At 72.5% G+C, this 22,923-nt stretch carries 25 protein-coding genes and 2 tRNA genes; 6 read left to right on the top strand and 21 right to left on the bottom strand.

The genetic code is table 11. The features are described 5' to 3' along the window. Positions 1 to 19 precede the first annotated feature (19 nt). The 9 genes from rnc to ACFWPT_RS16180 form a co-directional block, all read right to left on the bottom strand. A complete protein-coding gene (gene rnc / locus ACFWPT_RS16140; RefSeq protein ID WP_079135603.1) occupies positions 20 to 811 on the bottom strand; it encodes a ribonuclease III in 792 nt (263 codons plus the stop codon). Positions 812 to 831: 20 nt separating this feature from the next. Further along, a complete protein-coding gene (rpmF, locus tag ACFWPT_RS16145) occupies positions 832 to 1,005 on the bottom strand; it encodes a 50S ribosomal protein L32 (RefSeq protein WP_030056747.1) in 174 nt (57 codons plus the stop codon). A gap of 2 nt (positions 1,006 to 1,007) precedes the next feature. Further along, positions 1,008 to 1,652: a DUF177 domain-containing protein gene (locus tag ACFWPT_RS16150; protein ID WP_063347695.1), complete on the bottom strand. Its 645-nt coding sequence runs from the start codon at positions 1,650 to 1,652 to the stop codon at positions 1,008 to 1,010. A 172-nt stretch (positions 1,653 to 1,824) separates the two neighbouring features. Then, the gene (locus ACFWPT_RS16155) at positions 1,825 to 3,024 is read right to left on the bottom strand and encodes a cell division initiation protein (protein WP_380482295.1); all 1,200 of its coding nucleotides are present in this window, start codon (positions 3,022 to 3,024) and stop codon (positions 1,825 to 1,827) included. A 207-nt stretch (positions 3,025 to 3,231) separates the two neighbouring features. Continuing rightward, on the bottom strand, positions 3,232 to 3,723 hold the full coding sequence (gene coaD, locus ACFWPT_RS16160) for a pantetheine-phosphate adenylyltransferase (RefSeq protein WP_063347697.1): 492 nt from the start codon (positions 3,721 to 3,723) through the stop codon (positions 3,232 to 3,234). 49 nt (positions 3,724 to 3,772) lie between these two features. After that, complete coding sequence (rsmD, locus tag ACFWPT_RS16165; protein WP_063347698.1) at positions 3,773 to 4,357, bottom strand: 16S rRNA (guanine(966)-N(2))-methyltransferase RsmD; 585 nt, start codon at positions 4,355 to 4,357, stop codon at positions 3,773 to 3,775. A gap of 132 nt (positions 4,358 to 4,489) precedes the next feature. Further along, complete coding sequence (locus ACFWPT_RS16170; RefSeq protein ID WP_380482297.1) at positions 4,490 to 5,023, bottom strand: hypothetical protein; 534 nt, start codon at positions 5,021 to 5,023, stop codon at positions 4,490 to 4,492. A 105-nt stretch (positions 5,024 to 5,128) separates the two neighbouring features. Then, positions 5,129 to 7,345 carry an ATP-dependent DNA helicase RecG gene (recG, locus tag ACFWPT_RS16175; RefSeq protein WP_380376613.1) on the bottom strand — a complete coding sequence of 739 codons (2,217 nt, stop codon included), beginning with the start codon at positions 7,343 to 7,345 and terminating at the stop codon, positions 5,129 to 5,131. 51 nt (positions 7,346 to 7,396) lie between these two features. Continuing rightward, positions 7,397 to 9,028, bottom strand: a complete 1,632-nt coding sequence (locus tag ACFWPT_RS16180) for a DAK2 domain-containing protein (RefSeq protein ID WP_380482299.1) — start codon at positions 9,026 to 9,028, stop codon at positions 7,397 to 7,399. A gap of 299 nt (positions 9,029 to 9,327) precedes the next feature. Between ACFWPT_RS16180 and rpmB the strand changes: the two genes are divergently transcribed. Further along, complete coding sequence (gene rpmB / locus ACFWPT_RS16185; protein WP_014138233.1) at positions 9,328 to 9,513, top strand: 50S ribosomal protein L28; 186 nt, start codon at positions 9,328 to 9,330, stop codon at positions 9,511 to 9,513. Between the two features lie 181 nt (positions 9,514 to 9,694). Here rpmB and thiD read toward each other — a convergent pair whose 3' ends face one another. The 3 genes from thiD to ACFWPT_RS16200 form a co-directional block, all read right to left on the bottom strand. Continuing rightward, complete coding sequence (gene thiD / locus ACFWPT_RS16190) at positions 9,695 to 10,540, bottom strand: bifunctional hydroxymethylpyrimidine kinase/phosphomethylpyrimidine kinase (protein WP_380482301.1); 846 nt, start codon at positions 10,538 to 10,540, stop codon at positions 9,695 to 9,697. A 23-nt stretch (positions 10,541 to 10,563) separates the two neighbouring features. Then, positions 10,564 to 11,589, bottom strand: a complete 1,026-nt coding sequence (locus ACFWPT_RS16195) for a 6-phosphofructokinase (protein ID WP_063347703.1) — start codon at positions 11,587 to 11,589, stop codon at positions 10,564 to 10,566. Between the two features lie 196 nt (positions 11,590 to 11,785). Then, positions 11,786 to 12,751 carry a thiamine-phosphate kinase gene (locus ACFWPT_RS16200; protein WP_063347704.1) on the bottom strand — a complete coding sequence of 322 codons (966 nt, stop codon included), beginning with the start codon at positions 12,749 to 12,751 and terminating at the stop codon, positions 11,786 to 11,788. A 206-nt stretch (positions 12,752 to 12,957) separates the two neighbouring features. Between ACFWPT_RS16200 and ACFWPT_RS16205 the strand changes: the two genes are divergently transcribed. Together ACFWPT_RS16205 and ACFWPT_RS16210 are read left to right on the top strand one after the other, a co-directional pair. Then, positions 12,958 to 13,191 carry an Lrp/AsnC ligand binding domain-containing protein gene (locus ACFWPT_RS16205; protein WP_363375953.1) on the top strand — a complete coding sequence of 78 codons (234 nt, stop codon included), beginning with the start codon at positions 12,958 to 12,960 and terminating at the stop codon, positions 13,189 to 13,191. A gap of 20 nt (positions 13,192 to 13,211) precedes the next feature. Next, a complete protein-coding gene (locus tag ACFWPT_RS16210; RefSeq protein WP_363375955.1) occupies positions 13,212 to 13,730 on the top strand; it encodes a DUF3515 domain-containing protein in 519 nt (172 codons plus the stop codon). Positions 13,731 to 13,796: 66 nt separating this feature from the next. Here the strand turns inward: ACFWPT_RS16210 and ACFWPT_RS16215 are convergent, their stop codons facing one another. The 3 genes from ACFWPT_RS16215 to ACFWPT_RS16225 form a co-directional block, all read right to left on the bottom strand. After that, positions 13,797 to 14,942: a D-alanine--D-alanine ligase family protein gene (locus tag ACFWPT_RS16215; protein WP_363375958.1), complete on the bottom strand. Its 1,146-nt coding sequence runs from the start codon at positions 14,940 to 14,942 to the stop codon at positions 13,797 to 13,799. Between the two features lie 90 nt (positions 14,943 to 15,032). Beyond that, positions 15,033 to 16,016, bottom strand: a complete 984-nt coding sequence (locus tag ACFWPT_RS16220; RefSeq protein WP_079135606.1) for an NAD(P)H-dependent glycerol-3-phosphate dehydrogenase — start codon at positions 16,014 to 16,016, stop codon at positions 15,033 to 15,035. A 14-nt stretch (positions 16,017 to 16,030) separates the two neighbouring features. Beyond that, complete coding sequence (locus ACFWPT_RS16225; RefSeq protein WP_063347708.1) at positions 16,031 to 16,855, bottom strand: 1-acyl-sn-glycerol-3-phosphate acyltransferase; 825 nt, start codon at positions 16,853 to 16,855, stop codon at positions 16,031 to 16,033. Positions 16,856 to 17,087: 232 nt separating this feature from the next. Here ACFWPT_RS16225 and cofC point away from each other — a divergent pair, with 232 nt between their 5' ends. Beyond that, positions 17,088 to 17,771, top strand: a complete 684-nt coding sequence (gene cofC / locus ACFWPT_RS16230; protein WP_380482303.1) for a 2-phospho-L-lactate guanylyltransferase — start codon at positions 17,088 to 17,090, stop codon at positions 17,769 to 17,771. 56 nt (positions 17,772 to 17,827) lie between these two features. Beyond that, positions 17,828 to 18,049, top strand: coding sequence for a hypothetical protein (locus ACFWPT_RS16235; RefSeq protein ID WP_063347710.1), 222 nt, complete (start codon positions 17,828 to 17,830; stop codon positions 18,047 to 18,049). A 206-nt stretch (positions 18,050 to 18,255) separates the two neighbouring features. On the opposite strand, the gene ACFWPT_RS16240 is transcribed toward ACFWPT_RS16235, so the two are convergent. The 4 genes from ACFWPT_RS16240 to leuC form a co-directional block, all read right to left on the bottom strand. Then, a complete protein-coding gene (locus ACFWPT_RS16240) occupies positions 18,256 to 18,972 on the bottom strand; it encodes an HU family DNA-binding protein (protein ID WP_063347711.1) in 717 nt (238 codons plus the stop codon). 133 nt (positions 18,973 to 19,105) lie between these two features. Further along, complete coding sequence (locus ACFWPT_RS16245; protein WP_371517045.1) at positions 19,106 to 19,453, bottom strand: hypothetical protein; 348 nt, start codon at positions 19,451 to 19,453, stop codon at positions 19,106 to 19,108. A 181-nt stretch (positions 19,454 to 19,634) separates the two neighbouring features. Continuing rightward, positions 19,635 to 20,231, bottom strand: coding sequence for a 3-isopropylmalate dehydratase small subunit (leuD, locus tag ACFWPT_RS16250; RefSeq protein WP_063347712.1), 597 nt, complete (start codon positions 20,229 to 20,231; stop codon positions 19,635 to 19,637). A gap of 5 nt (positions 20,232 to 20,236) precedes the next feature. Continuing rightward, positions 20,237 to 21,673: a 3-isopropylmalate dehydratase large subunit gene (leuC, locus tag ACFWPT_RS16255; RefSeq protein ID WP_380482306.1), complete on the bottom strand. Its 1,437-nt coding sequence runs from the start codon at positions 21,671 to 21,673 to the stop codon at positions 20,237 to 20,239. Between the two features lie 232 nt (positions 21,674 to 21,905). Between leuC and ACFWPT_RS16260 the strand changes: the two genes are divergently transcribed. Beyond that, on the top strand, positions 21,906 to 22,619 hold the full coding sequence (locus ACFWPT_RS16260) for an IclR family transcriptional regulator (protein ID WP_063347714.1): 714 nt from the start codon (positions 21,906 to 21,908) through the stop codon (positions 22,617 to 22,619). A 105-nt stretch (positions 22,620 to 22,724) separates the two neighbouring features. On the opposite strand, the gene ACFWPT_RS16265 is transcribed toward ACFWPT_RS16260, so the two are convergent. Together ACFWPT_RS16265 and ACFWPT_RS16270 are read right to left on the bottom strand one after the other, a co-directional pair. Next, a tRNA-Gln gene (locus ACFWPT_RS16265) sits at positions 22,725 to 22,799 on the bottom strand. 49 nt (positions 22,800 to 22,848) lie between these two features. Continuing rightward, positions 22,849 to 22,921: transfer RNA gene (locus ACFWPT_RS16270), tRNA-Glu, on the bottom strand. Between the last annotated feature and the right edge of the window lie 2 nt (positions 22,922 to 22,923).

Below are 22,923 nucleotides of genomic sequence, written 5' to 3' on the forward strand. Positions count from 1 at the left end.
GAGGAAGGCTACTGCTCCCTCACGCCCCGGCGGGCAGCCGGTCGGCGTACTTCTCCTTGATCGCCCGCCAGGCGCTCTCGGCGGCCTTCTGCTCGGCCTCCTTCTTCGAACGGCCGACGCCGCTGCCGAAGTCCTCGCCGGCCACCCGGGCCGCCGCGGTGAAGGTCTTCTCGTGGTCCGGACCGGACTCCATGACCACGTACTCGGGCACCCCGATGCCCACCGAGGCGGTGAGCTCCTGGAGGCTGGTCTTCCAGTCCAGGCCTGCGCCCAGCTGGGAGGACTCCTCGATCAGCGGGTCGAACAGCCGGTGGACGAACTCGGTGGCCGCGTCCAGACCCTGGTCCAGGTAGACGGCTCCGATCACGGCCTCGACCGTGTCGGCGAGGATCGACGACTTGTCGCGGCCGCCGGTGCCCTCCTCGCCCTTGCCGAGCCGGATGAACGTGCCGAGTTCCAGGCCCCGGCCGACGTCCGCGAGCGCGCGGGAGTTCACCACCGCGGCGCGCAGCTTGGCGAGCGTGCCCTCCGGCACGTCCGGGTGGACGCGGTAGAGGGTGTCGGTCACCACGAGGCCCAGCACCGAGTCGCCGAGGAACTCCAGGCGCTCGTTGGTGGGCAGGCCCCCGTTCTCGTACGCGTACGAGCGGTGGGTCAGGGCACGCACCAGAAGGGCGCGCTCGAGTGTGTACCCGAGGCGCCCTTCCAGGACGTCGTATTCGGTCGAAGCCGGCCCACCGGCCCTGCCACCGCCCAAAGAGGAACCCTTCGGGGCGGAGGACGCCTTGCGGGTGGAGTTACCGTCCGACATCGATCCGTGCACCCCGCCGATCAGACCGAGAGGACCTGGCGACGGTTGTACGTGCCGCAGCTCGGGCACGCGATGTGACCCAGCTTCGGCTCGTGGCAGCGGTCGCACGCCACGAGGGCCGGAACAACGGCCTTCCAGTTGGACCGACGGTGGCGCGTGTTGCTGCGCGACATCTTCCGCTTCGGAACAGCCACGGCTACTTCTCCTGGTTCTCGGCGAGACCCTCACGGGTGTCGCTGTTCTTGATCCCGTCACCCTCGTCGCCGGGGGCGGCGGAGAGTCCCTGCAGAGCCGCCCACCGGGGGTCGGCGGCGTCGTGGTGGTGCGTCGGGTCGTCGCTCAGGCGCGCTCCGCATTCGGAGCACAGGCCCAGGCAGTCTTCCTGGCACACCGGCTGCAGCGGCAGTGCGAGCACCACCGCGTCACGCAGCACCGGCTGGAGGTCGAAGAAGTCGCCCTCCAGACGGTAAGTATCTTCTTCCGAGTCCTCGTCGAGGTCCTCGGCCCCGGCGGTCCGGGCGCGGTGACGCTCGTCGGACTCCGGGTAGTAGTACAGCTCCTGGAAGTCGACGTCGAGGTCGTCCTCGACGGGCTCCAGGCACCGGGCGCACTCGCCCTCGACCTGGGCCTCGGCGGTGCCGGTGACCAGCACGCCCTCGACCACGGACTCCAGGCGGAGCTCCAGCCGGAGCTCGCTCTTCTCGGGGACGCCGATCACGTCGATGATCCCCAGGCCCGCGGGGGCCTCCAGAGTGCGGGACACCTTGCGCAGCGAGCCCGGGCGACGTCCCAGCTCGTGCGTGTCGAACACGAGGGGGTCGCGGTGGTCGAGGCGGTTCAAGGTGTCCTGACTTCCATGGGGAATCTTCGATCGCGGTGCCTCCGCACCAGCGGTGCGCGGGCAAGCCGACAGTCCGACACGAAAAGGCCGGAGTGGTCAGCCTACCGGAGTCTCCCGTCAGGCCCAACTTCGCTCCCGTCAGGAGCTTGCGCCGGGCCCGCGCGGGGCCGGCTCAGCGGCCGCCCAGCTCCCGGAGCCGGGTCATGTCGATCATGCTGGTGTCGAAGAAGCTGGTCTCGTCCAGGCCCGGCTGCTGCTGCTGTTGCTGTTGCGGCACGGCAGGCGGGGCGGCGGGCTGCTGCGGGTAGGTGTAGGCGTCGTACTGCTGCGCGCCGTAACCCGGCTGCTGCTGGTGCGGATAGCCGTAGTCCCCGTGCTGCTGCTGGGCCGCGTAGTCCGGCTGCTGCTGCGGGTAGCCGTCCGCGGCGCCCTGCTGCTGGTGCCCCCACTGGGCACCGTACGGGTCGCCCTGGCCGGCCGGGTCGTAGCCGCCGGCGTACACCTCGGCGTACTGCCCCTGCTGTTGGGCGGCCGCGTACTGGTCGACGCCGGGGGCCTGCCAGCCCGCCGCGGCCGGGGTCTGCTCCGGCCAGGTCTGCTGCTGCGGGACGTCCTCGCGGTACCAGGCGATGTCGTCGCCGTTGGCGTCGCCGTCGGTGGCGAAGCCGGCGGCCACCGCCTCGGCCCGCTCCTTGGCCTGCTGCGCCTCGTCGGCGGCGGCCAGGTAGGCGCCCAGCTCGTCGATCGGCCGCTTGCCGAGCAGCTTGTCGCGGCCCTTGCCGACGGCCTCCAGGGTGGCGCTGAGGACGTTCTCCAGCGTGGCGAGCTTCACATCGACGTACTCGTCGACCTCGGGGCTGGGGGTGATCCGCTGCGGCTGGAACTCCTCGCCGTCCGTCTCGCCGTCGAAGTCGGTCTCGAAGACGCTGGAGTCACCGCGCAGCTTGGTCCGGCCGCGGCCGACGGCGCCGAGCGTCTTGGTCAGCACGACCTCGAAGTTGGCGAGCTTGCTGTCCACGTAGTCGTCGGCCTCGGCGCGCTTGGCCTCGACCTCGCCACGGGCCTCGGCGAGGATCCGGTCGGCCTCGGCCTGGGCCCGGCGGACCACCTCGGTGTCCGAGATCAGCGAGCCGCGCTCGGCGTGTGCACCCTGGATGATCCGGTCGGCCTCGGCCTGGGCCCCGGCCACCACCTGCTCGTGGTCGGCCATCATCGACTGGGCCTGGGCGAGTTCGGCGGGCAGCTCCGCCTTGAGGGCGTTGAGCAGGCCGACCAGCTCGGCCCGGTTCACCACGCAGGAGGCCGACATCGGCATCGAGCGGGCGTTCTCGACCGCCGCGACGATCTCGTCGACCTTGTTCTGCACGTCCACGGGGCTTCGTCTTTCCGTGTGCCGCCGACGGTCCGGCGGAGGCAGGCCCGACGCGGTGAACCTCACCGCAGGGGCAGGAATACAGACTGTACGGCCACCGCGCGGCGAGGTCACAACGCCCGAGCCGAACCGGTCGACCGGGCAGCGGACAAGTCATGACGAACCGGCAGAAACGGACGGCCGCCCCGCGGCCACCGCCGCTCCCGCCTACTGCTGGGCCTTGCGCTCCGCGATCCGCTCGACCAGCCGCCGGTGCACCGTCTCCGGCAGCAGGTGGGAGACGTCCCCGCCGTACGAGGCGACCTCCTTGACCAGCGTCGAGGAGAGGAAGCTGTACGTCGGGGAGGTCGGCACGAACAGCGTCTCCACCCCGGACAGGCCGTGGTTCATCTGGGCCATCTGCAACTCGTAGTCGAAGTCGCTGACCGCGCGCAGGCCCTTGATGATCGCGGGGATCCCGCGCTCCCGGCAGAAGTCCACCAGTAGGCCGTGGTACGACTCGACCACCACGTTCCCGAAGTCCGCGGTGACCTCCTCGATCAGGCCGATCCGCTCCTCGACGCTGAACATGCCCTGCTTGTTGCGGTTGATCAGGACCGTGATGTGCACGACGTCGTACAGCTTCGAGGCCCGCCCGATGATGTCGAGATGACCGTTGGTGATCGGGTCGAACGAACCGGGACAGACGGCGCGGCGCATGGCGTGGGTGCTCCCTCGGGGGGTGACGGCTGCTGCGGGCCTCGGCCCGCTACTCGTGCTGGCTGGTCTCGGCGGCGGCGCGACCGTACCAGAGCGTGCCCTCGCCGTAGCGGCGCGAGCGCAGCACCTCGAAGCCCTCGGGCCAGCCGAACTCGCCGCCACGGGTGCTGCGCTCCACGGTGACGAGTGCGTCCTCCGCGAGCCAGCCCCCGGCCAGGAGTGTGATCAGCATCTCGCGCAGCTCGTCGTCCGTCACGGCGTACGGCGGGTCGAGGAAGACCAGGTCGTACGGGGTCTGCGGGGGCGGGCCCGCGAGCACCTGCTCGGCCCTGGTGGCCTTCACCTCCACGCCGGGCAGGCCGATCGTGCGGACGTTCTCCCGGATCACCCGGGCCGCCTGGCCGTCCGCCTCGACCAGCAGGACGTGCTCGGCGCCGCGCGACAGCGCCTCCAGGCCGACCGCGCCCGATCCGCCGAACAGGTCGAGCATCCGGGCCCCGTGCAGGGTGCCGCGCAGCGCCTCCAGGGTGGAGAACATCGCCTCACGGGCCTTGTCGGAGGTCGGGCGGGTGCCCCGGCCTGGCGGTACGGCCAGCCGGCGGCCGCCGGCCAGCCCGGCGATCACGCGGGTCATGGTGGGGAAAGGTCCTTTCGTCGCTGCCCGACCACGCTATACGGGTCGAGGCCCCACCGACGGATCGGTGGGGCCTCGGGGTCACGGCTCAGCTCGCCCCGGAGCCCGTCCCAGCCGGCCTCGGGGCGCCTCTCAGCTCGCCTCGGAGCCCGCCGGCGGGACCGGGGCGGCCGCGCCGAGCAGCGCCGGCGAGGCGTAGCGGGACCAGGACAGGCAGCCGTCGGGCGGGCAGAACTCGGGGCGGCGCGGGTCGTGCCCGAGCTCGCGCAGCTTGGTGCGGACGGAGTCGGGGGTGCGGCCGAAGCGGGCGGCGATCCGGGCGACGGTCTCGCCGTCGTGGAAGCGCCGGACCAGCTCCTCCTCGTGCTGCGGGACCCAGGGGGCGCCGTGGCCGGGGTACAGCTCACGCAGCACGTCGCGGTCGGGGATGGGCTCGGAGACGTCGGCGACGATCGCCAGCGCCCGCAGCGCGCGGTTGAGCGCGATCCGCAGCGAGGCGACGTCCTCGACCGGCAGGCGGAGCTTGCCCGAGGCGAGCGGCTGGGCGGCCGCCCCCTCGCGCCAGCCGGTCAGGGTGAGGGTGACCTCGCGGTCGTCGTCGCTGGCGAGTTCGATCCGGAAGACCTTGTCGCCCAGCGGGAGCTCGTTGAGATGACGGAATGCCATGGCAGGACCCCCAAATGTCGTGCCAGGTACGCACCTTGGGGGTGCGCCCTGAACACCTTCATTCTCTCGCGGGGGTCTGACAATTCCGGGGCCGGCGGCGGCCGCTCAGCCCTTCTCCATGTAGGCCGCGCGGTCCTCGTCGAGCAGGCTCTCCAGCGCGGTGCGCAGCTCCGGGTGGGCGGCCAGCTCGCGGTCCTCGGCGACCAGCCGGGTGGCCTCCGTCCGGGCGGTGAGGATGACCTCCTCGTCCTCCAGCACCGAGAGCACCTTGAGCGAGGACTTCACCCCGGACTGCGCCTGGCCCAGCACGTCGCCCTCGCGGCGCTGTTCGAGGTCGATCCGGGACAGCTCGAAGCCGTCCAGGGTGCCGGCCACCGCGTCCAGCCGGGCCCGGGCGGCGCTGCCCGCGGGCATGTCGCTGACCAGCAGGCACAGGCCCGCGGCGCTGCCGCGGCCGACCCGGCCGCGCAACTGGTGGAGCTGGGAGACGCCGAAGCGGTCGGCGTCCATGATGACCATCGCGGTCGAGTTGGGGACGTTGACGCCGACCTCGATGACGGTGGTGGCGACCAGCACGTCCACCTCGCCGGCCGTGAACCGGCGCATCACCTCGTCCTTGGCCTCCGGAGCCAGCCGGCCGTGCAGGATCTCCACCCGCAGGCCCTGCAACGGCCCCTCGACCAGCTTCCCGGCGGTCTCCACCACCGAGAGCGGGGGCCGCCGTTCGTCGCTCCCGGCACCGGCGTCGGCGACGTCCTCCAGGTCCTCCTCGGCCGCCTTCCGCTTCTTCTTCGGCTCGGCGGCGGGCTCCTCGTCCCCGATCCGGGGGCAGACCACGTACGCCTGGTGGCCCTTGGCGACCTCCTCGCGCACGCGCTCCCAGGCCCGGGTGAGGAAGTTGGGCTTCTCCAGCGCGGGGACGACGTGGGTGGAGATCGGCGAGCGGCCGGCCGGCAGCTGGTCGAGGACGGAGGTCTCCAAGTCCCCGAAGACGGTCATCGCGACGGTGCGCGGGATCGGGGTGGCGGTCATCACCAGCAGGTGCGGCGGCTGTTCGCCCTTGGCGCGCAGGGCGTCCCGCTGTTCGACGCCGAAGCGGTGCTGCTCGTCGACCACGACCAGGCCGAGGTCCTGGAACTGGACCTTGTCCTCGATCAGCGCGTGGGTGCCGATGGCGATGCCCGCGTCGCCGCAGGCCATGTCGAGCAGCGCCTGGCGGCGGGCCGGGACGCCCATGGAGCCGGTCAGCAGCACCACCCGGGTGCCGAGGTCGGAGCCGCCGAGCATGCCGCCCTCCGCCAGGTCTCCCATCATCTCGACGATCGAGCGGTGGTGCTGCTGGGCCAGCACCTCGGTGGGCGCGAGCAGCACCGCCTGGCCGTCCGCGTCGACCACGGCGAGCATGGCGCGCAGCGCGACCAGGGTCTTGCCGGAGCCGACCTCGCCCTGGAGCAGCCGGTGCATCGGGTGCTCGCTCGCGAGGTCGGCGGCGATCTCGGCGGACACCTTCTGCTGGCCCTCGGTGAGGGTGAACGGCAGCCGGGCGTCGAAGGCGTCCAGCAGGCCGCCCGCGCGGGCCCGGCGCGGGACGGCGGGCAGCGCGGACTCGGCGGCCCGGCGCTGGGCCAGGGCGACCTGGAGGACGAAGGCCTCGTCCCAGCGCAGCCGGCTCTGGGCGAGCTCGCGGTCGGCCTGGCCGCGTGGGCGGTGGATCAGCTCCAGCGCCTCGGGCAGCGGGATCAGCCCGTGCCGCTCGCGCAGTTCGGCGGGCAGTGGCTCGCCGACGTCGCCCAGGTGCTTGGTGAGGGCCGTCTCGATGCAGATCGACAGCTTCCAGCTGGGCATCTGCGCGCTGGCGCCGTAGACCGGGATGAGCCGGCCGGCGAACTGCCGGGCGGCGTCCGACCCGGCCTCCTCGTCGAGCAGCTGGTAGTCCGGCGAGACCAGCTGGCGGCTGCGGTTGAAGACGCCGACCTTGCCCGCGAACAGGCCCTGGGCGCCGGACTTGAGCTCCTTCTGCCGCCAGCCCTGGTTGAAGAAGACCAGCGAGAGCCGGCTGCGGCCGTCGGTGACGACGACCTCCAGCCGGTCGCCCTTGCGGCCGCGGAACGGGATCAGGGTGACCTTCTCGATCCGGGCCAGCACGGTGACGTGCTCGTCGATCTCCAGCTCGTCCAGGCTGGTGAGCTGGCCGCGTTCGACGTAGCGGCGCGGATAGTGGTGCAGCAGGTCCCCGACCGTGCGCAGCTTGAGGCTGTCGGCGAGCACCTTCGCGGTGCGGTCGCCGACGAGTTTGGTCAGTGGTTCATCGAGAGCGCCCATCAGGCCCCTGTCTACACCACGGGGCCGACATTCCGGGCCCCGCGGCGTGCCCTACTCCACCCCGATGAGCAGCGGCGCGGACTCCTGGCCGCCGTGGAAGACCACCGCGTCGACCTCGGGCCGCCGGTGCCGGGCGTGCGCCACCAGGCGGTCGGCGAGCGCCTCGTCGGCGCCCTCGCCGAGGACCAGGGTGACAAGTTCGCCGCCCGCGCCGAGCATCCGGTCCAGCACGCTCGCCCCGACCTCGGCCAGCCCGGTGCCGATCACCGCGACGTCGCCGTCGATCAGGCCGAGCACGTCCCCGGCCTGGCAGACCCCGGCCATCGTCCAGGACTCCCCCTCGGCCACGGCGAGTTCGGCGTACCGGGTGGCGCCGGCCGCGGAGGTCATGGCGACCACGTCCTCGTCGAAGCGGCGGCCGCCCTCGTGCACCGCGAGCGCCGCCAGGCCCTGCACCGGCGAGCGGGTCGGCAGCACGGCGATCCGCACGCCCTCCTCGCGCAGCTGGTCGGCGGCGGCCCCGGCGGCGGCGCGCAGTTCGGGGTCGTTGAGCAGCAGGACGACCTCGCGGGCGGCCGAGCGGCGCACGGCGGCGGCGAGTTCGGCACTGGCCGGCGGACGGTCCGGGTCGGCGTGCAGGGCGACGGCGCCGGCCTGCACGCACAACTCGGCCAGCCCCCCGCCGGACACCACGCAGAGCACCGCGCGGGCCCGTTCCCGGCGTTCGCCGCGCTCGGCGGCGCTGCCGGCCCGGGCGGCGGCCTCGGCGAAGTGCGTGATCCGGATCTGGTGCGGCCGCCCGGCCTCGACCCCCGCCTCGACGGCAGCGCCCGCGTCGTCCACGTGGACGTGCACGTTCCACAGGCCGTCGCCGCCGCCGACCACCAGGGAGTCACCGAGCGCGCCGAGCCGCTCGCGCAGCGCGGGCAGGGCCTCGTCGGGAGCGTCGAGCAGGTAGATCACCTCGAACGCGGGGTGGCCGGGGCCCGGCGGCCTCAGGTGCACCGCGCAGCTCTCGACCGCCCGGACGTCCCCGCGCAGCGCGACCGGGCCCATCGGCTGCTGCCCGGCGACGGCGTCGGCGAGCGCGCCGAGCACGGCGACCAGGCCGCGCCCGCCGGCGTCCACGACCCCGTTCTCGGCCAGCACGGCGAGTTGTTCGGGGGTGTGCCGCAGCGCGTCCCGGGCGGCCCGGTAGGCGGTGTCGGCGACCTGCGCGAGTCCGCCCCCGGCCCGGACGGCCTCCCGGGCGGCAACCCGGGCGACGGTCAGCAGGGTGCCCTCGACGGGCTCCGCGACGGCCTGGTAGGCGGAGTCGGCGGCCCGTTGCAGGGCGGCCCGCAGCTGGTCGGCGCCGCCGCCCTCGGCGAGCGTCTCGGCGGTGCCGCGCAGCCACTGGGCGAGGATCACCCCGGAGTTGCCGCGGGCGCCGACCAGCGCGCCGCGGGCCATCGCCCGCGCGGTGTCGGCCAGGCCGGGGGCCGGGTCGGCGGCGGGGTCGGCGAAGCGGCTCTCCACCTCGGCGGCGGCGGACTCGACGGTCAGGTAGAGGTTGGTGCCGGTGTCGCCGTCCGGGACGGGATAGACGTTGAGCGCGTCGATCTCCTCGCGGGCCTGGCCGAGCGCACGCAGGGCGAGCTGGCACCAGGTGCGCACCGCCGGGGCGTCGAGCGTGTGCAGCACCAGGTCTCCTCCGGGTGGGACGCCGCGACGGCCTGCGGGGCAGCAGCACGGCCAAGGCCGCGGCGAGGGGTGATACCGGCAGGTTATCGGGGGCCGGGGAGGGTCGCCCGGACCGGCGACCGGAGCGATCACCCTGCCGGACATGGTAGTTTCGTTGAACCGGAACAGGCGTTGTATGCTCTTCCGGTTGCCTGGAACAATCCAGGCTCACCCCTCGGTCCGGTCAGGTTCACGCGAGTGCTCCGCTGGTCCAGCGGGGTTGTCGAACGTAAATGATCTGAAGTCTTGGAGTGACTCCTGTGGCTGCCAACTGCGACGTCTGCGGCAAGGGGCCGGGCTTCGGCAACAGCATCTCCCACTCGCACCGCCGTACCCCCCGTCGTTGGAACCCCAACATTCAGACGGTGCGCGCTGTGATTGGGCGGACGCCGAAGCGGCTCAACGTCTGCACCTCGTGCATCAAGGCCGGTAAGGTCTCGCGCTGACGCGCAGACCGGCATGCCGGTCCTCCAGTGAAGCCGGTTCATCCTCGGATGAACCGGCTTCACTGTTTTTCCTGCCGCGCTTTCCGGCCGCCGCTCTCCCGCCGCTGTTGTCCCGCCGCACCCGTGTTTCCCGCCACACCCGTGGTGGTGGGCGGGCCCGGGGGCCCGCCCACCGGCCGGGTCAGCGCCAGCGCCAGGCGTGGTCGACCGGGCCGATCCCGGCGCCGAGCGCGAAGCCACCGGCGATCGCGCCGGTGATGTACGCCTTGGCCGAGCCGACCGCCTCCGGCAGCGACTCGCCCTTGGCCAGCCCGGCCGCGATCGCGCTGGCCAGGGTGCACCCGGTGCCGTGGGTGTGCCGGTTGTCGTAGCGCGGCGCCCGGTACCAGTGCACCTCGCCGGGCCCGCCGTAGAGCAGGTCCGCGGCCTCGCCCTCCAGGTGGCCGCCCTTGACCAGCGCCCAGCGCGGCCCGAGGTCGAGCAACGCCTTGGCGGCGTCCAGCATCTGCCCCTCGCCCTCGACGGTCCGGCCGGTGAGCTGGGTCACTTCGTGCAGGTTGGGGGTGGCCAGGGTGGCGACCGGCAGCAGCCGCTCGCGGACGGTGGCGACGGCCTCGGCGGCCAGCAGGGCGTCCCCGTGTTTGGAGACGCCGACCGGGTCGACGACCACCGGGGCGTCCACCCCGGCCAGCAGTTCGGAGACGGTCTCGACCAGTTCGATCGAGGCGAGCATGCCGGTCTTCACGGCCTGCACCCCGATGTCGTCGACCACACTGCGGAACTGCGCCCGGACGGCCTCGGCGGGCAGCTCCCAGTAGCCCTGGACGCCGAGCGAGTTCTGCGCGGTGACGGCGGTGATCACGCTCATGCCGTGGACGCCGAGGGCGAGCATCGCCTTGAGGTCGGCCTGGATGCCGGCGCCACCGCCGGAGTCGGAGCCGGCGACGGTGAGCACGCGAGGGGGGGCAGTAGAGGGGCCGCGCGCAGCGCGACGGCCAAGGGCGGGGGTGGGAGACGGGTGGGCCATGAGGTCAACCTACCTGCGCGCGTTCAGAGCACGGCCTCGGACTCCACCCAGCGGTCCTCCGGCACCGTCTTCAGCCGGGTCACCGCGTCGGCGATCGGCACCAGCTCGATCCCGGTCCGGCGCAGCGCGGTGAAGTGGCCGAACGCGCCCTGGTGGACGGCCTCGACGGCGTGCCAGCCGAAGCGGGTGGCGAGCACGCGGTCCCGGGCGGTCGGGGTGCCGCCGCGCTGGGTGTGCCCGAGGATGACCGGGCGGGCCTCCTTGCCGAGCAGGTTCTCCAGTTCGTGGGCGAGCCGGTTTCCGATCCCGCCGAAGGTCCGGTGGCCGTACTGGTCGACCTCGCCGTGGTCGAAGCGCATGGTGCCGGGCATCGGGGCGGCGCCCTCCGCGACGGCGATGATGGCGAACTTCTTGCCACGGTCGAAGCGGTCGTCGACCATCCGGGCCACCGCCTCGATGTCGAAGGGCTTCTCCGGGATGAGGATGCCGTGCGCGCCGCCGGCCATGCCCGCGGTGAGGGTGATCCAGCCGGTGTGACGGCCCATCAACTCGACGACCATGACGCGCTGGTGGGATTCCGCGGTGGTCTTGAGCCGGTCGATCGCCTCGGTCGCGACGTGCACCGCGGTGTCGAAGCCGAAGGTGGCGTCGGTGGCGTTGATGTCGTTGTCGATGGTCTTGGGCACCCCGACGACCGGCAGTCCGGCGTCGCTGAACAGCCTGGCGGCGGTCAGTGTGCCCTCGCCGCCGATCGCGATGAGCGCGTCGATGCCGATGTCCCGGGCCAGCGTCTTCGCGTTCTCCACCGCCCAGGAGATCCGCTCGCGCTGCACCCGGGCGGAGCCCAGGACGGTGCCGCCGAGGGTGAGCAGGCCGGTGACGTCGTCGTGCGAGACCGGCCGGGTGCGGCCTTCGATCAGGCCGAGGAAGCCGTCCAGGATGCCGACGATCTCGTCGCCGTGCACGTCCGTGCCCCGGTGCACGACGGAGCGGATCACCGCGTTGAGGCCGGGGCAGTCGCCGCCGCTGGTCAGTACACCGATACGCATGACTGGGTGCGCTCCCGCTCGCAGTGGTTCAGACCACCCACAGCAGACGGCGGGCGGGCTCGGTTGTCGCCAGCCTACGCAAAACGGACCCGCGAAGCCCGTGCGCCGCGAGTGCGGGGGTCACGCGCCGCCCGCCGCGCGCCGGTGTCCGGGGGTCACCCGCCGTGTGCCGTACGACAATCGGCGCGGCCGCCCGTCACTCGGCGAAGTGGTCCCAGCCGCCGACCCGGTCCCAGGGCGCGCCGTCCACCGTCACCCGGCCGCTGCGGCTGCCCCGGGGGCGGCCGGTCACCTCGCCCACCACCCGCCAGCGGGCCGGGAGTTGGACCCCGCGCGGGAAGGTCGCCACGATCGCGTGGTCCTCGCCGCCGGACAGCACCCAGACCAACGGGTCCACCCCGACCGCCTGTCCGATGTCGGCCATCTGCGCCGGGACGTCGAAGTCGGCGGCCTTCAGGTCGATGTCCACCGCGCTGGCCCGGGCCACGTGGCCGAGGTCGGCGACCAGTCCGTCGCTCACGTCGATCATCGAGGTCGCGCCCAACTCGGCGCCGGCCGGGCCCGCGTGGTACGGCGGCTCGGGCCGGCGGTGCGCCTCGACGAAGGCGCGGGGGGAGCGGAAGCCGCGTTGCAGCACGGTGAGTCCGGCGGCCGACCAGCCGAGCCAGCCGGTCACCGCGACCACGTCGCCGACCTGCGCGCCGGCGCGCGTCACCGGGGCGCGCCCCTGGAGGTCGCCGAGCGCCGTGATGGCCAGCGTGACGGTGTCGCCGCGCACCACGTCGCCGCCGACCACCGTCGCCCCGGCCACCTGGCACTCGTCGCGCAGCCCGTCCATCAGCTCGGTGGCCCAGGTGGTGGGCAGGTCGGCGGGGGCGACCAGGCCGAGCAGTATCGCGGTGGGCACCGCTCCCATGGCGGCCACGTCGGCGAGGTTCTGGGCGGCGGCCTTGCGGCCCACGTCGTAGGCGGTGGACCAGTCCCGGCGGAAGTGCCGGTTCTCGATCAGGACGTCCGTGGTGGCCACCACCCGGCCGTCCGGGGCCTTCACCACCGCGGCGTCGTCACCGGGGCCGAGGTCGACCGCGTCGGTGAGCGGCACCCGGGCGGTCAGCTCCCTGATGAGACCGAACTCGCCGAGCTCGCCCACGGTCCCCTGCATCTGCCGTCCTCTCGCATGTCCATACTGAACTCGTCCCCGTCGCGCCCCCGCGCGCAGCGTACGCCCTTCCGGGGTGTCGGGGTCTCCCCTCCCCGGCCCACCGCGCGGTAGCGTGGTGATCAGACTGCCGGTGAGCCCGTTCCCACCCCGACGACCGTCCGGGCGCTCACGGCGGCGATCCCCGTAACCGGCCGCCGGAGGTCCCCGTGGTACAGGCATACATCCTGATCCAGACCGAGGTCGGCAAGGCCACCGCCGTGGCCCAGTCGATCTCCGAGATTCCCGGCGTCCTCCAGGCCGAGGACGTCACCGGCCCGTACGACGTCATCGTCCGGGCCGAGGCCGACACCGTGGACGACCTGGGCCGCCTGGTGGTGGCCAAGGTCCAGCAGGTGGAGGGCATCACCCGCACCCTCACCTGTCCGGTGGTGCACCTGTAAGGCCCGGCTACCATCGGCGGGTGGCCAGAGAACTCCGAATCCCCCGGGCGCTGACGGCACTGCCGGCGCCCGTCCGCTGGCTGGCCCTGCCGCTCGCCCTGACCTGCACGGTCGTCGTGCTGCTCGGCAGTTGGGGCTCCGCCGACGAATCGGTGGCGGCCCCCCGGCCGGGCGGCAAGGCGGCCGAGTACTGCCGCGCGCTGGCCGCGGCCCTGCCGCAGGAGCTGCTCGGCCACGCCCGCAAGGACCCGTCGCCCGCCTCTCCGTACGTGGCCGCGTGGGCCAGCTCGCCCCGCACGGTGCTGCGTTGCGGGATCGACCGTCCGGAGGAACTGGACGGCGAGCACGCCAAGGACTGGTCGCCGACCGTGGACGACGTCACCTGGTGGTCGCAGAAGCTCACCGACGGCGGCTACCGCTTCGTGACGACCATGCGCGCCGCCTACGTCGAGGTGACCGTCCCGGCCGGGGCCGCGGCCAACCCCTTCGACCCGGCCGCCGCCCTCACCGGCGCGGTGAAGGCCACCGTCCCGGGCTGAGCCCGCGAGGGCGCCGAGAGGGCGGGCCGGGAGCTTCCCGGCCCGCCCTCCGTCGTTCGCGTGCGGCTACCGCAGGCCGGTCGAGCGGCGCAGCGCCGCCTGGAGCAGCCGGTCGATCAGCTCCGGGTAGGACAGCCCGGTGGCCTCCCACATCTTCGGGTAGGCCGAGATCGGGGTGAAGCCGGGCATGGTGTTGATCTCGTTGACCATCCAGGTGCCGTCCTCCAGCAGGAAGAAGTCCACCCGGGCCAGGCCCTCGCAGCCGAGCGCGTCGAACGCGGCCACCGCCTGGCGGCGGATCTCGGCGGTCTGCCCGTCGTCGAGCTTCGCCGGGATCTGCACCTCGGACGAGTCGATGTACTTGGCCTCGAAGTCGTAGAAGTCGAAGCCGTCGCCGACCAGCACCTCGGCCGGGAGGCTGGCCTTCGGGCCGTCCTCGGTCTCCAGCACGCCGCACTCGATCTCGCGGCCGCTCACGCCGGCCTCGATGATCAGCTTGGGGTCGTGCCGGCGGGCCTCCTCGATCGCGGCGTCGAGGTCGGCGAGGTCCTTGACCTTGGTGATGCCCATGCTGGAACCGGCCCGGCAGGGCTTCACGAACAGCGGCAGGCCGAGCTCGGCGGCCCGCTCGCGCACCGCGGCGCGGCCGGCCTCGCTCTCCCAGTCGCGCGGCCGCACGATGGTGTACCGGCCGACGCCCAGGCCGTGCGAGGCCAGGATCCGCTTGGTGAACTCCTTGTCCATGCCGACCGCGCTGGAGAGCACGCCGTTGCCGACGTAGGGCACGCCGGACAGCTCCAGCAGGCCTTGCAGGGTGCCGTCCTCGCCCCAGGGGCCGTGCAGCAGCGGGAACACCACGTCGACCTCGCCGAGGGCCTTGGGGGTGCTGCCCGGCTCGCTCAGGACGACCTCCCGGTCGCCCGGGGCGATCGGCAGCGCGACCTGCCCGTCCACGGACTCGGCGACGCCCGTGACGTCCGGCATCCGGCCGTCGGTGATGGCCATCCGGGCGGGCTCGTCGCTGACCAGCGCCCAGCGGCCCTCGGGGGTGATCCCGATCGGGAGCACCTCGTACTTCTCGCGGTCGATCGCCTTGAGCACGCTGCCGGCGGTGACCACCGAGACGCCGTGCTCGGAGCTGCGTCCGCCGAAGACCAGCGCGACGCGCGGCTTCGCAGCGGACGGGTTCGGGGAGGACTGTTCGATGCTCATATCGGGTTTGAGACTACCGTGCGAAGGGTTTCCGGGGCGTCAGCCGCCCCCGGCCACCGCCCCGGACCACCGCCGCGCCGTCAGCGCCGCTCAGCGCCGCTCGGCCTTCGCCGAACGGGACATCAGGGCCTGGAGCGCCTCCTGGGTGGGCCGCCCGTTGTGCACGACGTCCACCACCGCCTCGACGATCGGCATGTCGACGCCGTTGCGCCGGGCCAGGTCGAGCACCGACTCGCAGGACTTGACGCCCTCCGCGGTCTGCCGGGTCGCCGCAATGGTCTCCGCGAGCGACATGCCCCGGCCCAGGTTCATGCCGAAGGTGTTGTTGCGCGACAGCGGCGAGGAGCAGGTGGCGACCAGGTCGCCCATCCCGGCGAGCCCGGCGAAGGTGTGCGGGTCGGCGCCGAGCACCTCGCCGAGCCGGGTGGTCTCGGCCAGCCCGCGGGTGATCAGCGTCGCCTTGGTGTTGTCGCCGAGCCCCATGCCGGCCGCCATGCCGACCGCCAGGCCGATCACGTTCTTGACCGCGCCGCCGAGCTCGCAGCCCAGCACGTCGGTGTTGGTGTACGGGCGGAAGTACGGCGTGTGGCAGGCCGCCTGGAGCCGCTTGGCGACCGCCTCGTCCGCACAGGCGACGACGCTGGCGGCGGGCTGCCGGTTGGCGATCTCCCGGGCCAGGTTGGGCCCGCTGACCACTGCGACGCGCTCCGGGCCGACCTTGGTGACCTCGTCGATCACCTCGCTCATCCGCTTGGCGGTGCCGAGTTCGATGCCCTTCATCAGGCTCACCAGCACGGTCTGCGGCTCGATCAGCGGCGTCCAGGCGGCCAGGTTGTCGCGCAGCGTCTGCGAGGGCACCACCAGGACGGCGAAGTCGGCGCCGGCCAACGCCTCGGCGGCGTCGGTGGTGGCCCGGACGGAGCCCGGCAGCGGCACGCCCGGCAGGTAGTCCGGGTTCTCGTGCGTGGTGTTGATGGCGTCGACGAGTTCCTGGCGGCGGGCCCACAGGACGACGTCACTGCCCGCGTCGGCCAGCACCATCGCGAAGGCGGTGCCCCACGAGCCCGTCCCCATCACTGCGCAGCGGGTCACCGGCCGCCCTCCTCGTCGTCGTTTCCGCCCTTGGCGCGCCGGCGTTCGGCGGCGGCCGCGGCGGCGCGGTTCCGGGCGGCCTTGCGCATGTCGTAGCGCTCGGCCGGCGGCTCCTCGCCGCGGACGTCGGCCAGCACGGCGGTGATCGCCGTCATGATGTCCTCGGTGGCGTCGCCCAGCACCTGGGCGGTGAGCTCCTGGCCCCGGTACTTGCTCAGGTCCACCGCGGGCCCCGCCGCCACGGTGACCCGGTGGCGCGGGAAGAGGTTGAACTTGCCCTTCCCGAAGCCCGGCCGGCCGTACGGCGGGATGATCTCGTGCGCTCCCCAGTGCGCGACCGGGATGACCGGCGCGCCGGTCATCAGCGCGACCCTGGCGACGCCGCTCTTGCCGGTCATCGGCCACAGGTCCGGGTCCCGGGTGAGCGTGCCCTCCGGGTAGAACTGCACGCACTGGCCGCCGTTGACGGCGTCGATAGCGGCCCGGAAAGCCTGCGCGGCATCGGTGGACTCGCGGAACACCGGAATCTGGCCGGTCTTGCGCAGCATGAATCCGATGAAGGGAATCGAGAACAGCGAGGACTTGCCGAGAATGCGCGGCGGACGGCCGCTGTTGTACTGCCAGTGCGCGTAGATCACCGGGTCGATGATCGAATTGTGGTTCACCGCGGCGATGAAGCCGCCTTCCTTCGGAAGGTGCTCCCAGCCCCGCCAGTCGGGCTTCACCAGCGCGGTCGTCACCGGCTTCACCAGCACGGCCGCGAAGCGGTACCAGATGCCGTAGTCGGCGTTGCCGAACTTGGCGTACGAGCGGCGGGCCACCCCAGGTCCTCCTCATCCGAAGCGGCACGTGGGGTGCCGCGGTCATAACCTCCCGATACCGCGCACCGGTACGGGACCGGTGCCCGGATCACGGGTGCGGAACAGTCTCGCCCGGCTGCTCACCGGCTGTCGAGCGACCGCACCAACCCGCCCGGCAGGCGTGATCAAACGCACGTCCGCACAGATCGGACGGCCTGGCGAGGGCTCCGGGACCGGCGTCACAATGACGCCGATGACCCAGGACACCGTACGCCCCAACGGGCCCGTCGCGCCCCCCGCACCCACCACCGACTGGTCGCTGGTGCTGCCGCTCAAGCCGCTCGCCCTCGCGAAGAGCCGACTGGCCCCGTACGCCGGGCCGCACCGGGCGGACCTCGCGCTGTCCTTCGCGCTCGACACCGCCACCGCCGCGCTGGCCACCCCGGGCGTCGCCCGGGTCCTGGTGGTCACCCGGGACGCGGCGGCCGGCGCCCGGCTGGCGGCGCTGGGCGCGGTGGTGGTCGCCGACGAACCCGGCGAGGGCCTCAACGAGGCGCTGGTGCACGGCGCGGCGGCCGCCCTGGCACTCGCCCCGTGCTCGCCGCTGGCCGCCCTCTCGGCGGACCTGCCGGCCCTGCGCCCGGTCGAACTGGCCCGGGTGCTGGGCGCGGTGCCACCGGACGGCCGGGCCTTCCTGCCGGACTCCCCCGGCCTCGGCACCACGCTGCTCGCCTGCACCCCCGGCCGCCCGCTCTCCCCCGCCTTCGGGGACGGCTCACGGGCCCGGCACGCGGCCGGCGGAGCACTCGAACTGCGCCTGGCGGACGTGGAGTCGGTGCGCCGGGACGTCGACACCGGCGCGGACCTCGGCGAGGCCGCGGTGCTCGGCCTCGGCCCGTACACCAGCAGTCTGTTCGCCCGGCTGGCACGGGCCTGACCGCCGCCCCGCGGGACGCCGTCCGGCCGGTCGGGGCCGCTCGCTATGCTGCTGCCATGCAGGCCACCGCGTTCACCTTCGACCCCGCCACCCGGGCCGGCTCCGTGCTGCTCGACGACGGGACCCCGGTGCCGTTCGACGCGGCCGCCTTCGACGCCGGCGGTCTGCGGCTGCTGCGGCCGGGCCAGCGGGTGCGGATCCGCACCGAGGGCGCCGGCGAGGCCCGCCGGGTGGTCTTCGTGACGCTGCAGACCTTCCCCGACCCCGCCGCGGGCTGACCGCCCTCCGCTGGCCGTCCCCCCGCTGCTCCTCCCCCGCCGTCCGGCACGCCCGCCTTCGCGTTCCGTGCCTGGTCACCGTCGGTCAGAGAATCCTGACTAAGCGCCCGGAAATCGAAAGAGCCGCGGCGACCCGGTCTCCGCAATTCACGGAGGGGGGTGCCGCGGCTCTCTGCCGAAGGCCGTCCGAGGACCGCTGCGCGGGACTACTTGGCAGAGGTCTTGCGCGCGGTGGTCTTGCGGGTGGCGGTCTTCTTCGCCGGAGCCGTCTTCTTGGCCGTCGCGGTCGCCTTCTTGGCGGTCGCGGTGGTCTTCTTGGCGGCGGCGGTGGTGGTCGCCTTCTTGGCGGCGGCGGCCGTCTTCTTGGTCGCGGTCGCGGTGGTCTTCTTCGCGGCGGCCGTGGTGGTCGCCTTCTTGGCGGCGGCGGCCGTCTTCTTGGTCGCGGTCGCGGTGGTCTTCTTCGCCGCGGCCGTGGTGGTCGCCTTCTTGGCGGCGGCCTTCTTGGCCGGAGCAGCGGCGGCGGCGGCCGTGGCGGCACGCTTGGTCGCGGCGCGCTTGGCGGCCGGGGTGGCGGCGACGCCGCTCTTGCCCGGGGTGAGGGAGCCCTTGGGGGCCTTCTTCACCGAGGGGCCTTCCTTCGGCAGCTTCTTGCTGCCGCTGACCAGGTCCTTGAAGCCCTGGCCGGGACGGAAGCGGGGCACCGAGGTCTTCTTGACCTTGACCTTCTCGCCGGTCTGCGGGTTGCGGGCGAAGCGCGCGGAGCGCTCCACCTTCTCGAAGGTGCCGAAACCAGTGACCGAAACCCGGTCACCGGCCACAACGGCACGGACCATGGTGTCGAGCACTGCGTCGACGGCCTCTGCGGCAGCCTTGCGACCGCCCAGCTGCTCGGCCACCGCTTCGACAAGCTGAGCCTTGTTCACGTCTTCCCCTTCGGAAACGGGCGCCGGATGATTCCATCCGTTCTTTTCGCACGTTAGGTATGTATCTGCGGACTTTCAATTACCAAACGCGCGAATCACCCTAGTGTCGCAATGGATTTGCGCGTCGGCGACCTCAGGCGACGGGCGGGCGCCCCTCGTCGAGGTCATGTACAAAGCGACTCAACCGCCTTGCCGCCTCCGGAAGATCGCGCTTGGCGGTCTCGGTGACGATGAGGAGTTGACGGGAGAGAGCGGTCTTTGCATCGGCAGACACGTTCAGCGCATGCACGCGGGCGTGAGCTTGCTTCAACCGCTCGGCCACAAGCGCGTAGAGCGCTGCGACTTCCTGGTCGTCCGGCCCCTCAGCTGGTGCGGAGGCGACGTCCGGCCGATCGTCAATTCGGCGTTCGGATCCCCGGCCCACGGACTCCGGAGCCGCGGGTTCGCCGCCCGCGTACGGAGGTTCATGGTGCCGGTGCATGTACTGATTGTGCCATCTACCCGCAGTTGTACTTGCGCGGGGCCCTCTCCGGCAAAGCCAAATGGGCAATCCGGGGTGGGCCGCGGCGCTAACTCGTGCTCCGGAACGGCGGATGGCCCGCCCCCCCGAAGGGGAGGCGGGCCATCCGGTGGATCGCCAGAATGCTTGTTCTGAGGGGATCTCAGGCAACCGGCAGAGTACGGGGCTTGAAGGCCGGACGGGTCGCTTCGAAGGTCGCGATGTCGGCCTCGTTCCGCAGGGTGATGCTGATGTCGTCCAGCCCGTTGAGCAGCCGCCACCGGACGTTGTCGTCCAGTTCGAAAGACGCGGTGACGCCCTCGGCCCGGACTTCGCGGGCTTCCAGATCAACGGTGATCTCGGCCGAAGGGTTACTCTCGGTGAGCGCCCAGAGCCGTTCCACGGTCTCTTGCGGCAGGACGACCGTCAGCAGTCCGTTCTTCAGGGAATTCCCACGGAAGATGTCCGCGAAGCGCGACGAGATGACCGCGTGGAAGCCGTAGTTCTGCAGCGCCCAGACGGCGTGCTCGCGGGAGGAGCCGGTGCCGAACTCCGGGCCGGCCACCAGGACCGTGGCGCCCTGTCGCTCGGGCCGGTTGAGGATGAACGACTCGTCCTTGCGCCAGGCCTCGAAAAGGCCGCCCTCGAAACCGGAACGGGTGACCTTCTTGAGCCAGTGGGCCGGGATGATCTGGTCGGTGTCCACGTTCGAGCGCCGCAGCGGAACGGCCCGGCCGGTGTGGGTGGTGAACTTCTCCATGGTTCTCAGGCCTCCACAGCCACGTTGGTGTCCGCCAGGTCGGAGGGCAGATCGGACGGTGCGGCCAGACGGCCCAGGACGGCGGTCGCGGCGGCGACCTGCGGGGACACCAGGTGGGTCCGGCCGCCCTTGCCCTGCCGGCCCTCGAAGTTGCGGTTCGAGGTGGAGGCGCAGCGCTCGCCGGGGGCGAGCTGGTCGGGGTTCATGCCCAGGCACATCGAGCAGCCCGCGTGGCGCCACTCGGCGCCGGCCGCGGTGAACACCTTGTCCAGGCCCTCCTCCACGGCTTGCAGGGCGACCCGGACGGAGCCCGGGACGACCAGCATCCGTACGCCGTCGGCGATCCGGCGGCCCTCCACGACGGCGGCGGCGGCGCGCAGGTCCTCGATCCGGCCGTTGGTGCAGGAGCCGACGAAGACGGCGTCGACGCTGACCTCGCGCAGCGGGGTGCCGGCCTCCAGGCCCATGTAGGCGAGGGCGTTCTCGGCGGCCGCGCGCTCCTGCGGGTCGGTGAAGGAGGCCGGGTCCGGCACGTCGGAGCCCAGCGGGGCGCCCTGGCCGGGGTTGGTGCCCCAGGTGACGAACGGGGTCAGCGCGGCCGCGTCGATGAAGATCTCGTGGTCGAAGACCGCGTCCTCGTCGGTGCCCAGGGTCGACCAGTACGCGACGGCGGCGTCCCAGTCCTCGCCCTGCGGGGCGTGCGGACGGCCCTTGAGGTAGTCGAAGGTGGTCTCGTCCGGGGCGATCATGCCCGCCCGGGCGCCGGCCTCGATGGACATGTTGCAGATGGTCATCCGGGCTTCCATGGACAGGCCCCGGATCGCCGAACCGCGGTACTCCAGGACGTATCCCTGGCCGCCGCCGGTGCCGATCTTGGTGATCACGGCCAGGATCAGGTCCTTGGCGGTGACGCCCTCGGGCAGTTCGCCCTCGACCGTGACGGCCATCGTCCGGAACGGCGCCAGCGGCAGCGTCTGGGTGGCCAGCACGTGCTCGACCTGGCTGGTGCCGATGCCGAACGCCAGTGCGCCGAAGGCGCCGTGGGTCGAGGTGTGGGAGTCGCCGCAGACCACGGTCATGCCGGGCTGGGTCAGGCCCAGCTGCGGGCCGACCACGTGCACGACGCCCTGCTCGATGTCGCCGAGCGAGTGGATCCGGACGCCGAACTCGGCGGCGTTGCGGCGCAGCGTCTCCAACTGCACCTTGGACACCGGGTCGGCGATCGGCTTGTCGATGTCGACGGTGGGGGTGTTGTGGTCCTCGGTGGCGATCGTCAGATCGGTGCGGCGGACCGTCCGGCCGGCCAGCCGCAGCCCGTCGAAGGCCTGCGGGCTGGTCACCTCGTGGAGCAGGTGGAGGTCGATGAAGAGCAGGTCGGGCTCTCCCTCCGCGCGCCGCACGACGTGGTCGTCCCAGACCTTCTCTGCGAGTGTCCGTCCCATCGGATTCCCTCCAGCCGGCCGCGTTGCCGGCCTTCTCGTGTCGTCGAGGTCGGAGCTCCCGCCGCCCTGTGGCGGGCGCGTTCTCGCGACCTGCACGCCGGATCGCTGTCCACGATGCGGACACTCTGGTGAGGTCGCATCCTGGATGTCTCCCGGGCTGCTGCATCCAGAGTGGCGCTTTTCCCGGAAGATTGAACTTGCGTCTCGCGGAATGAGACTGCAGTCTTAGGGCATGGACAACTCTAGCGGCGTCGGCGTTCTCGACAAGGCCGCTCTGGTGCTGAGCGCACTGGAGTCGGGCCCCGCCACGTTGGCGGGGCTGGTCGCCGCCACCGGTCTGGCGCGCCCCACGGCCCACCGGCTCGCCGTCGCACTCGAACACCACCGTCTGGTCACCAGGGACATGCAGGGGCGATTCATCCTCGGCCCCCGTCTCTCCGAACTCTCCGCCGCGGCGGGCGAGGACCGGCTGCTCGCCACCGCGGGCCCGGTCCTGACCCACCTGCGCGACGTCACCGGCGAGAGCGCACAGCTCTACCGCCGCCAGGGCGAGATGCGGATCTGCGTAGCCGCCGCCGAGCGGCTCTCCGGCCTGCGGGACACCGTCCCGGTCGGCAGCACCCTGCCGATGAAGGCCGGCTCGGCCGCCCAGGTCCTGCTGGCCTGGGAGGAGCCCGAGCGGCTCCACCGCGGCCTCCAGGGCGCCCGTTTCACCGCCACCGCGCTCAGCGGCGTCCGCCGGCGCGGCTGGGCCCAGTCGATCGGCGAGCGCGAGCCGGGCGTCGCGTCCGTCTCCGCTCCCGTGCGCGGCCCCTCCAACCGCGTGGTGGCCTCCGTCTCCGTCTCCGGCCCGATCGAGCGGCTGACCCGTCACCCGGGCCGCCTGCACGCCCAGGCCATCATCGAGGCCGCGAACCGGCTCACCGAGGCGCTCCGCCGCGGCTGACCGCCGCCATCCGGAAAGGGCCCCGCGCAGCACCACCGCGCGGGGCCCTTCGGAATGCTCCGGGAAATACAAAAAAAGACCCCGGAAACCGGGGCCTTGAATTTCTGGCTGGGGTACCAGGACTCGAACCTAGACTAAATGAACCAGAATCACTCGTGCTGCCAATTACACCATACCCCAACGCAAAGCAAGGGCCGATGGGATAACCCACCGGCTTCATGCTCTGAAGTACCCCCGACCGGATTCGAACCGGCGCTACTGCCGTGAGAGGGCAGCGTGCTAGGCCGCTACACAACGGGGGCTT

It is taken from the genome of Kitasatospora sp. NPDC058478, from assembly GCF_042720345.1.
Lineage (GTDB): Bacteria > Actinomycetota > Actinomycetes > Streptomycetales > Streptomycetaceae > Kitasatospora.

Coding starts and splice junctions, on each gene's coding strand:
- recG (WP_380376613.1), bottom strand. CDS start 7,345: ATGGGCGCTCTCGATGAACCACTGACCAAACTCGTCGGCGACCGCACC.
- ACFWPT_RS16220 (WP_079135606.1), bottom strand. CDS start 16,016: ATGGGGACGGGCTCGTGGGGCACCGCCTTCGCGATGGTGCTGGCCGAC.
- rnc (WP_079135603.1), bottom strand. CDS start 811: ATGTCGGACGGTAACTCCACCCGCAAGGCGTCCTCCGCCCCGAAGGGT.
- ACFWPT_RS16200 (WP_063347704.1), bottom strand. CDS start 12,751: ATGCAGGGGACCGTGGGCGAGCTCGGCGAGTTCGGTCTCATCAGGGAG.
- cofC (WP_380482303.1), top strand. CDS start 17,088: ATGACCCAGGACACCGTACGCCCCAACGGGCCCGTCGCGCCCCCCGCA.
- leuD (WP_063347712.1), bottom strand. CDS start 20,231: ATGGAGAAGTTCACCACCCACACCGGCCGGGCCGTTCCGCTGCGGCGC.
- ACFWPT_RS16215 (WP_363375958.1), bottom strand. CDS start 14,942: ATGAGCATCGAACAGTCCTCCCCGAACCCGTCCGCTGCGAAGCCGCGC.
- ACFWPT_RS16170 (WP_380482297.1), bottom strand. CDS start 5,023: ATGGCATTCCGTCATCTCAACGAGCTCCCGCTGGGCGACAAGGTCTTC.
- coaD (WP_063347697.1), bottom strand. CDS start 3,723: ATGCGCCGCGCCGTCTGTCCCGGTTCGTTCGACCCGATCACCAACGGT.
- ACFWPT_RS16260 (WP_063347714.1), top strand. CDS start 21,906: ATGGACAACTCTAGCGGCGTCGGCGTTCTCGACAAGGCCGCTCTGGTG.
- ACFWPT_RS16245 (WP_371517045.1), bottom strand. CDS start 19,453: ATGCACCGGCACCATGAACCTCCGTACGCGGGCGGCGAACCCGCGGCT.
- thiD (WP_380482301.1), bottom strand. CDS start 10,540: ATGGCCCACCCGTCTCCCACCCCCGCCCTTGGCCGTCGCGCTGCGCGC.
- leuC (WP_380482306.1), bottom strand. CDS start 21,673: ATGGGACGGACACTCGCAGAGAAGGTCTGGGACGACCACGTCGTGCGG.
- rsmD (WP_063347698.1), bottom strand. CDS start 4,357: ATGACCCGCGTGATCGCCGGGCTGGCCGGCGGCCGCCGGCTGGCCGTA.
- ACFWPT_RS16235 (WP_063347710.1), top strand. CDS start 17,828: ATGCAGGCCACCGCGTTCACCTTCGACCCCGCCACCCGGGCCGGCTCC.
- ACFWPT_RS16195 (WP_063347703.1), bottom strand. CDS start 11,589: ATGCGTATCGGTGTACTGACCAGCGGCGGCGACTGCCCCGGCCTCAAC.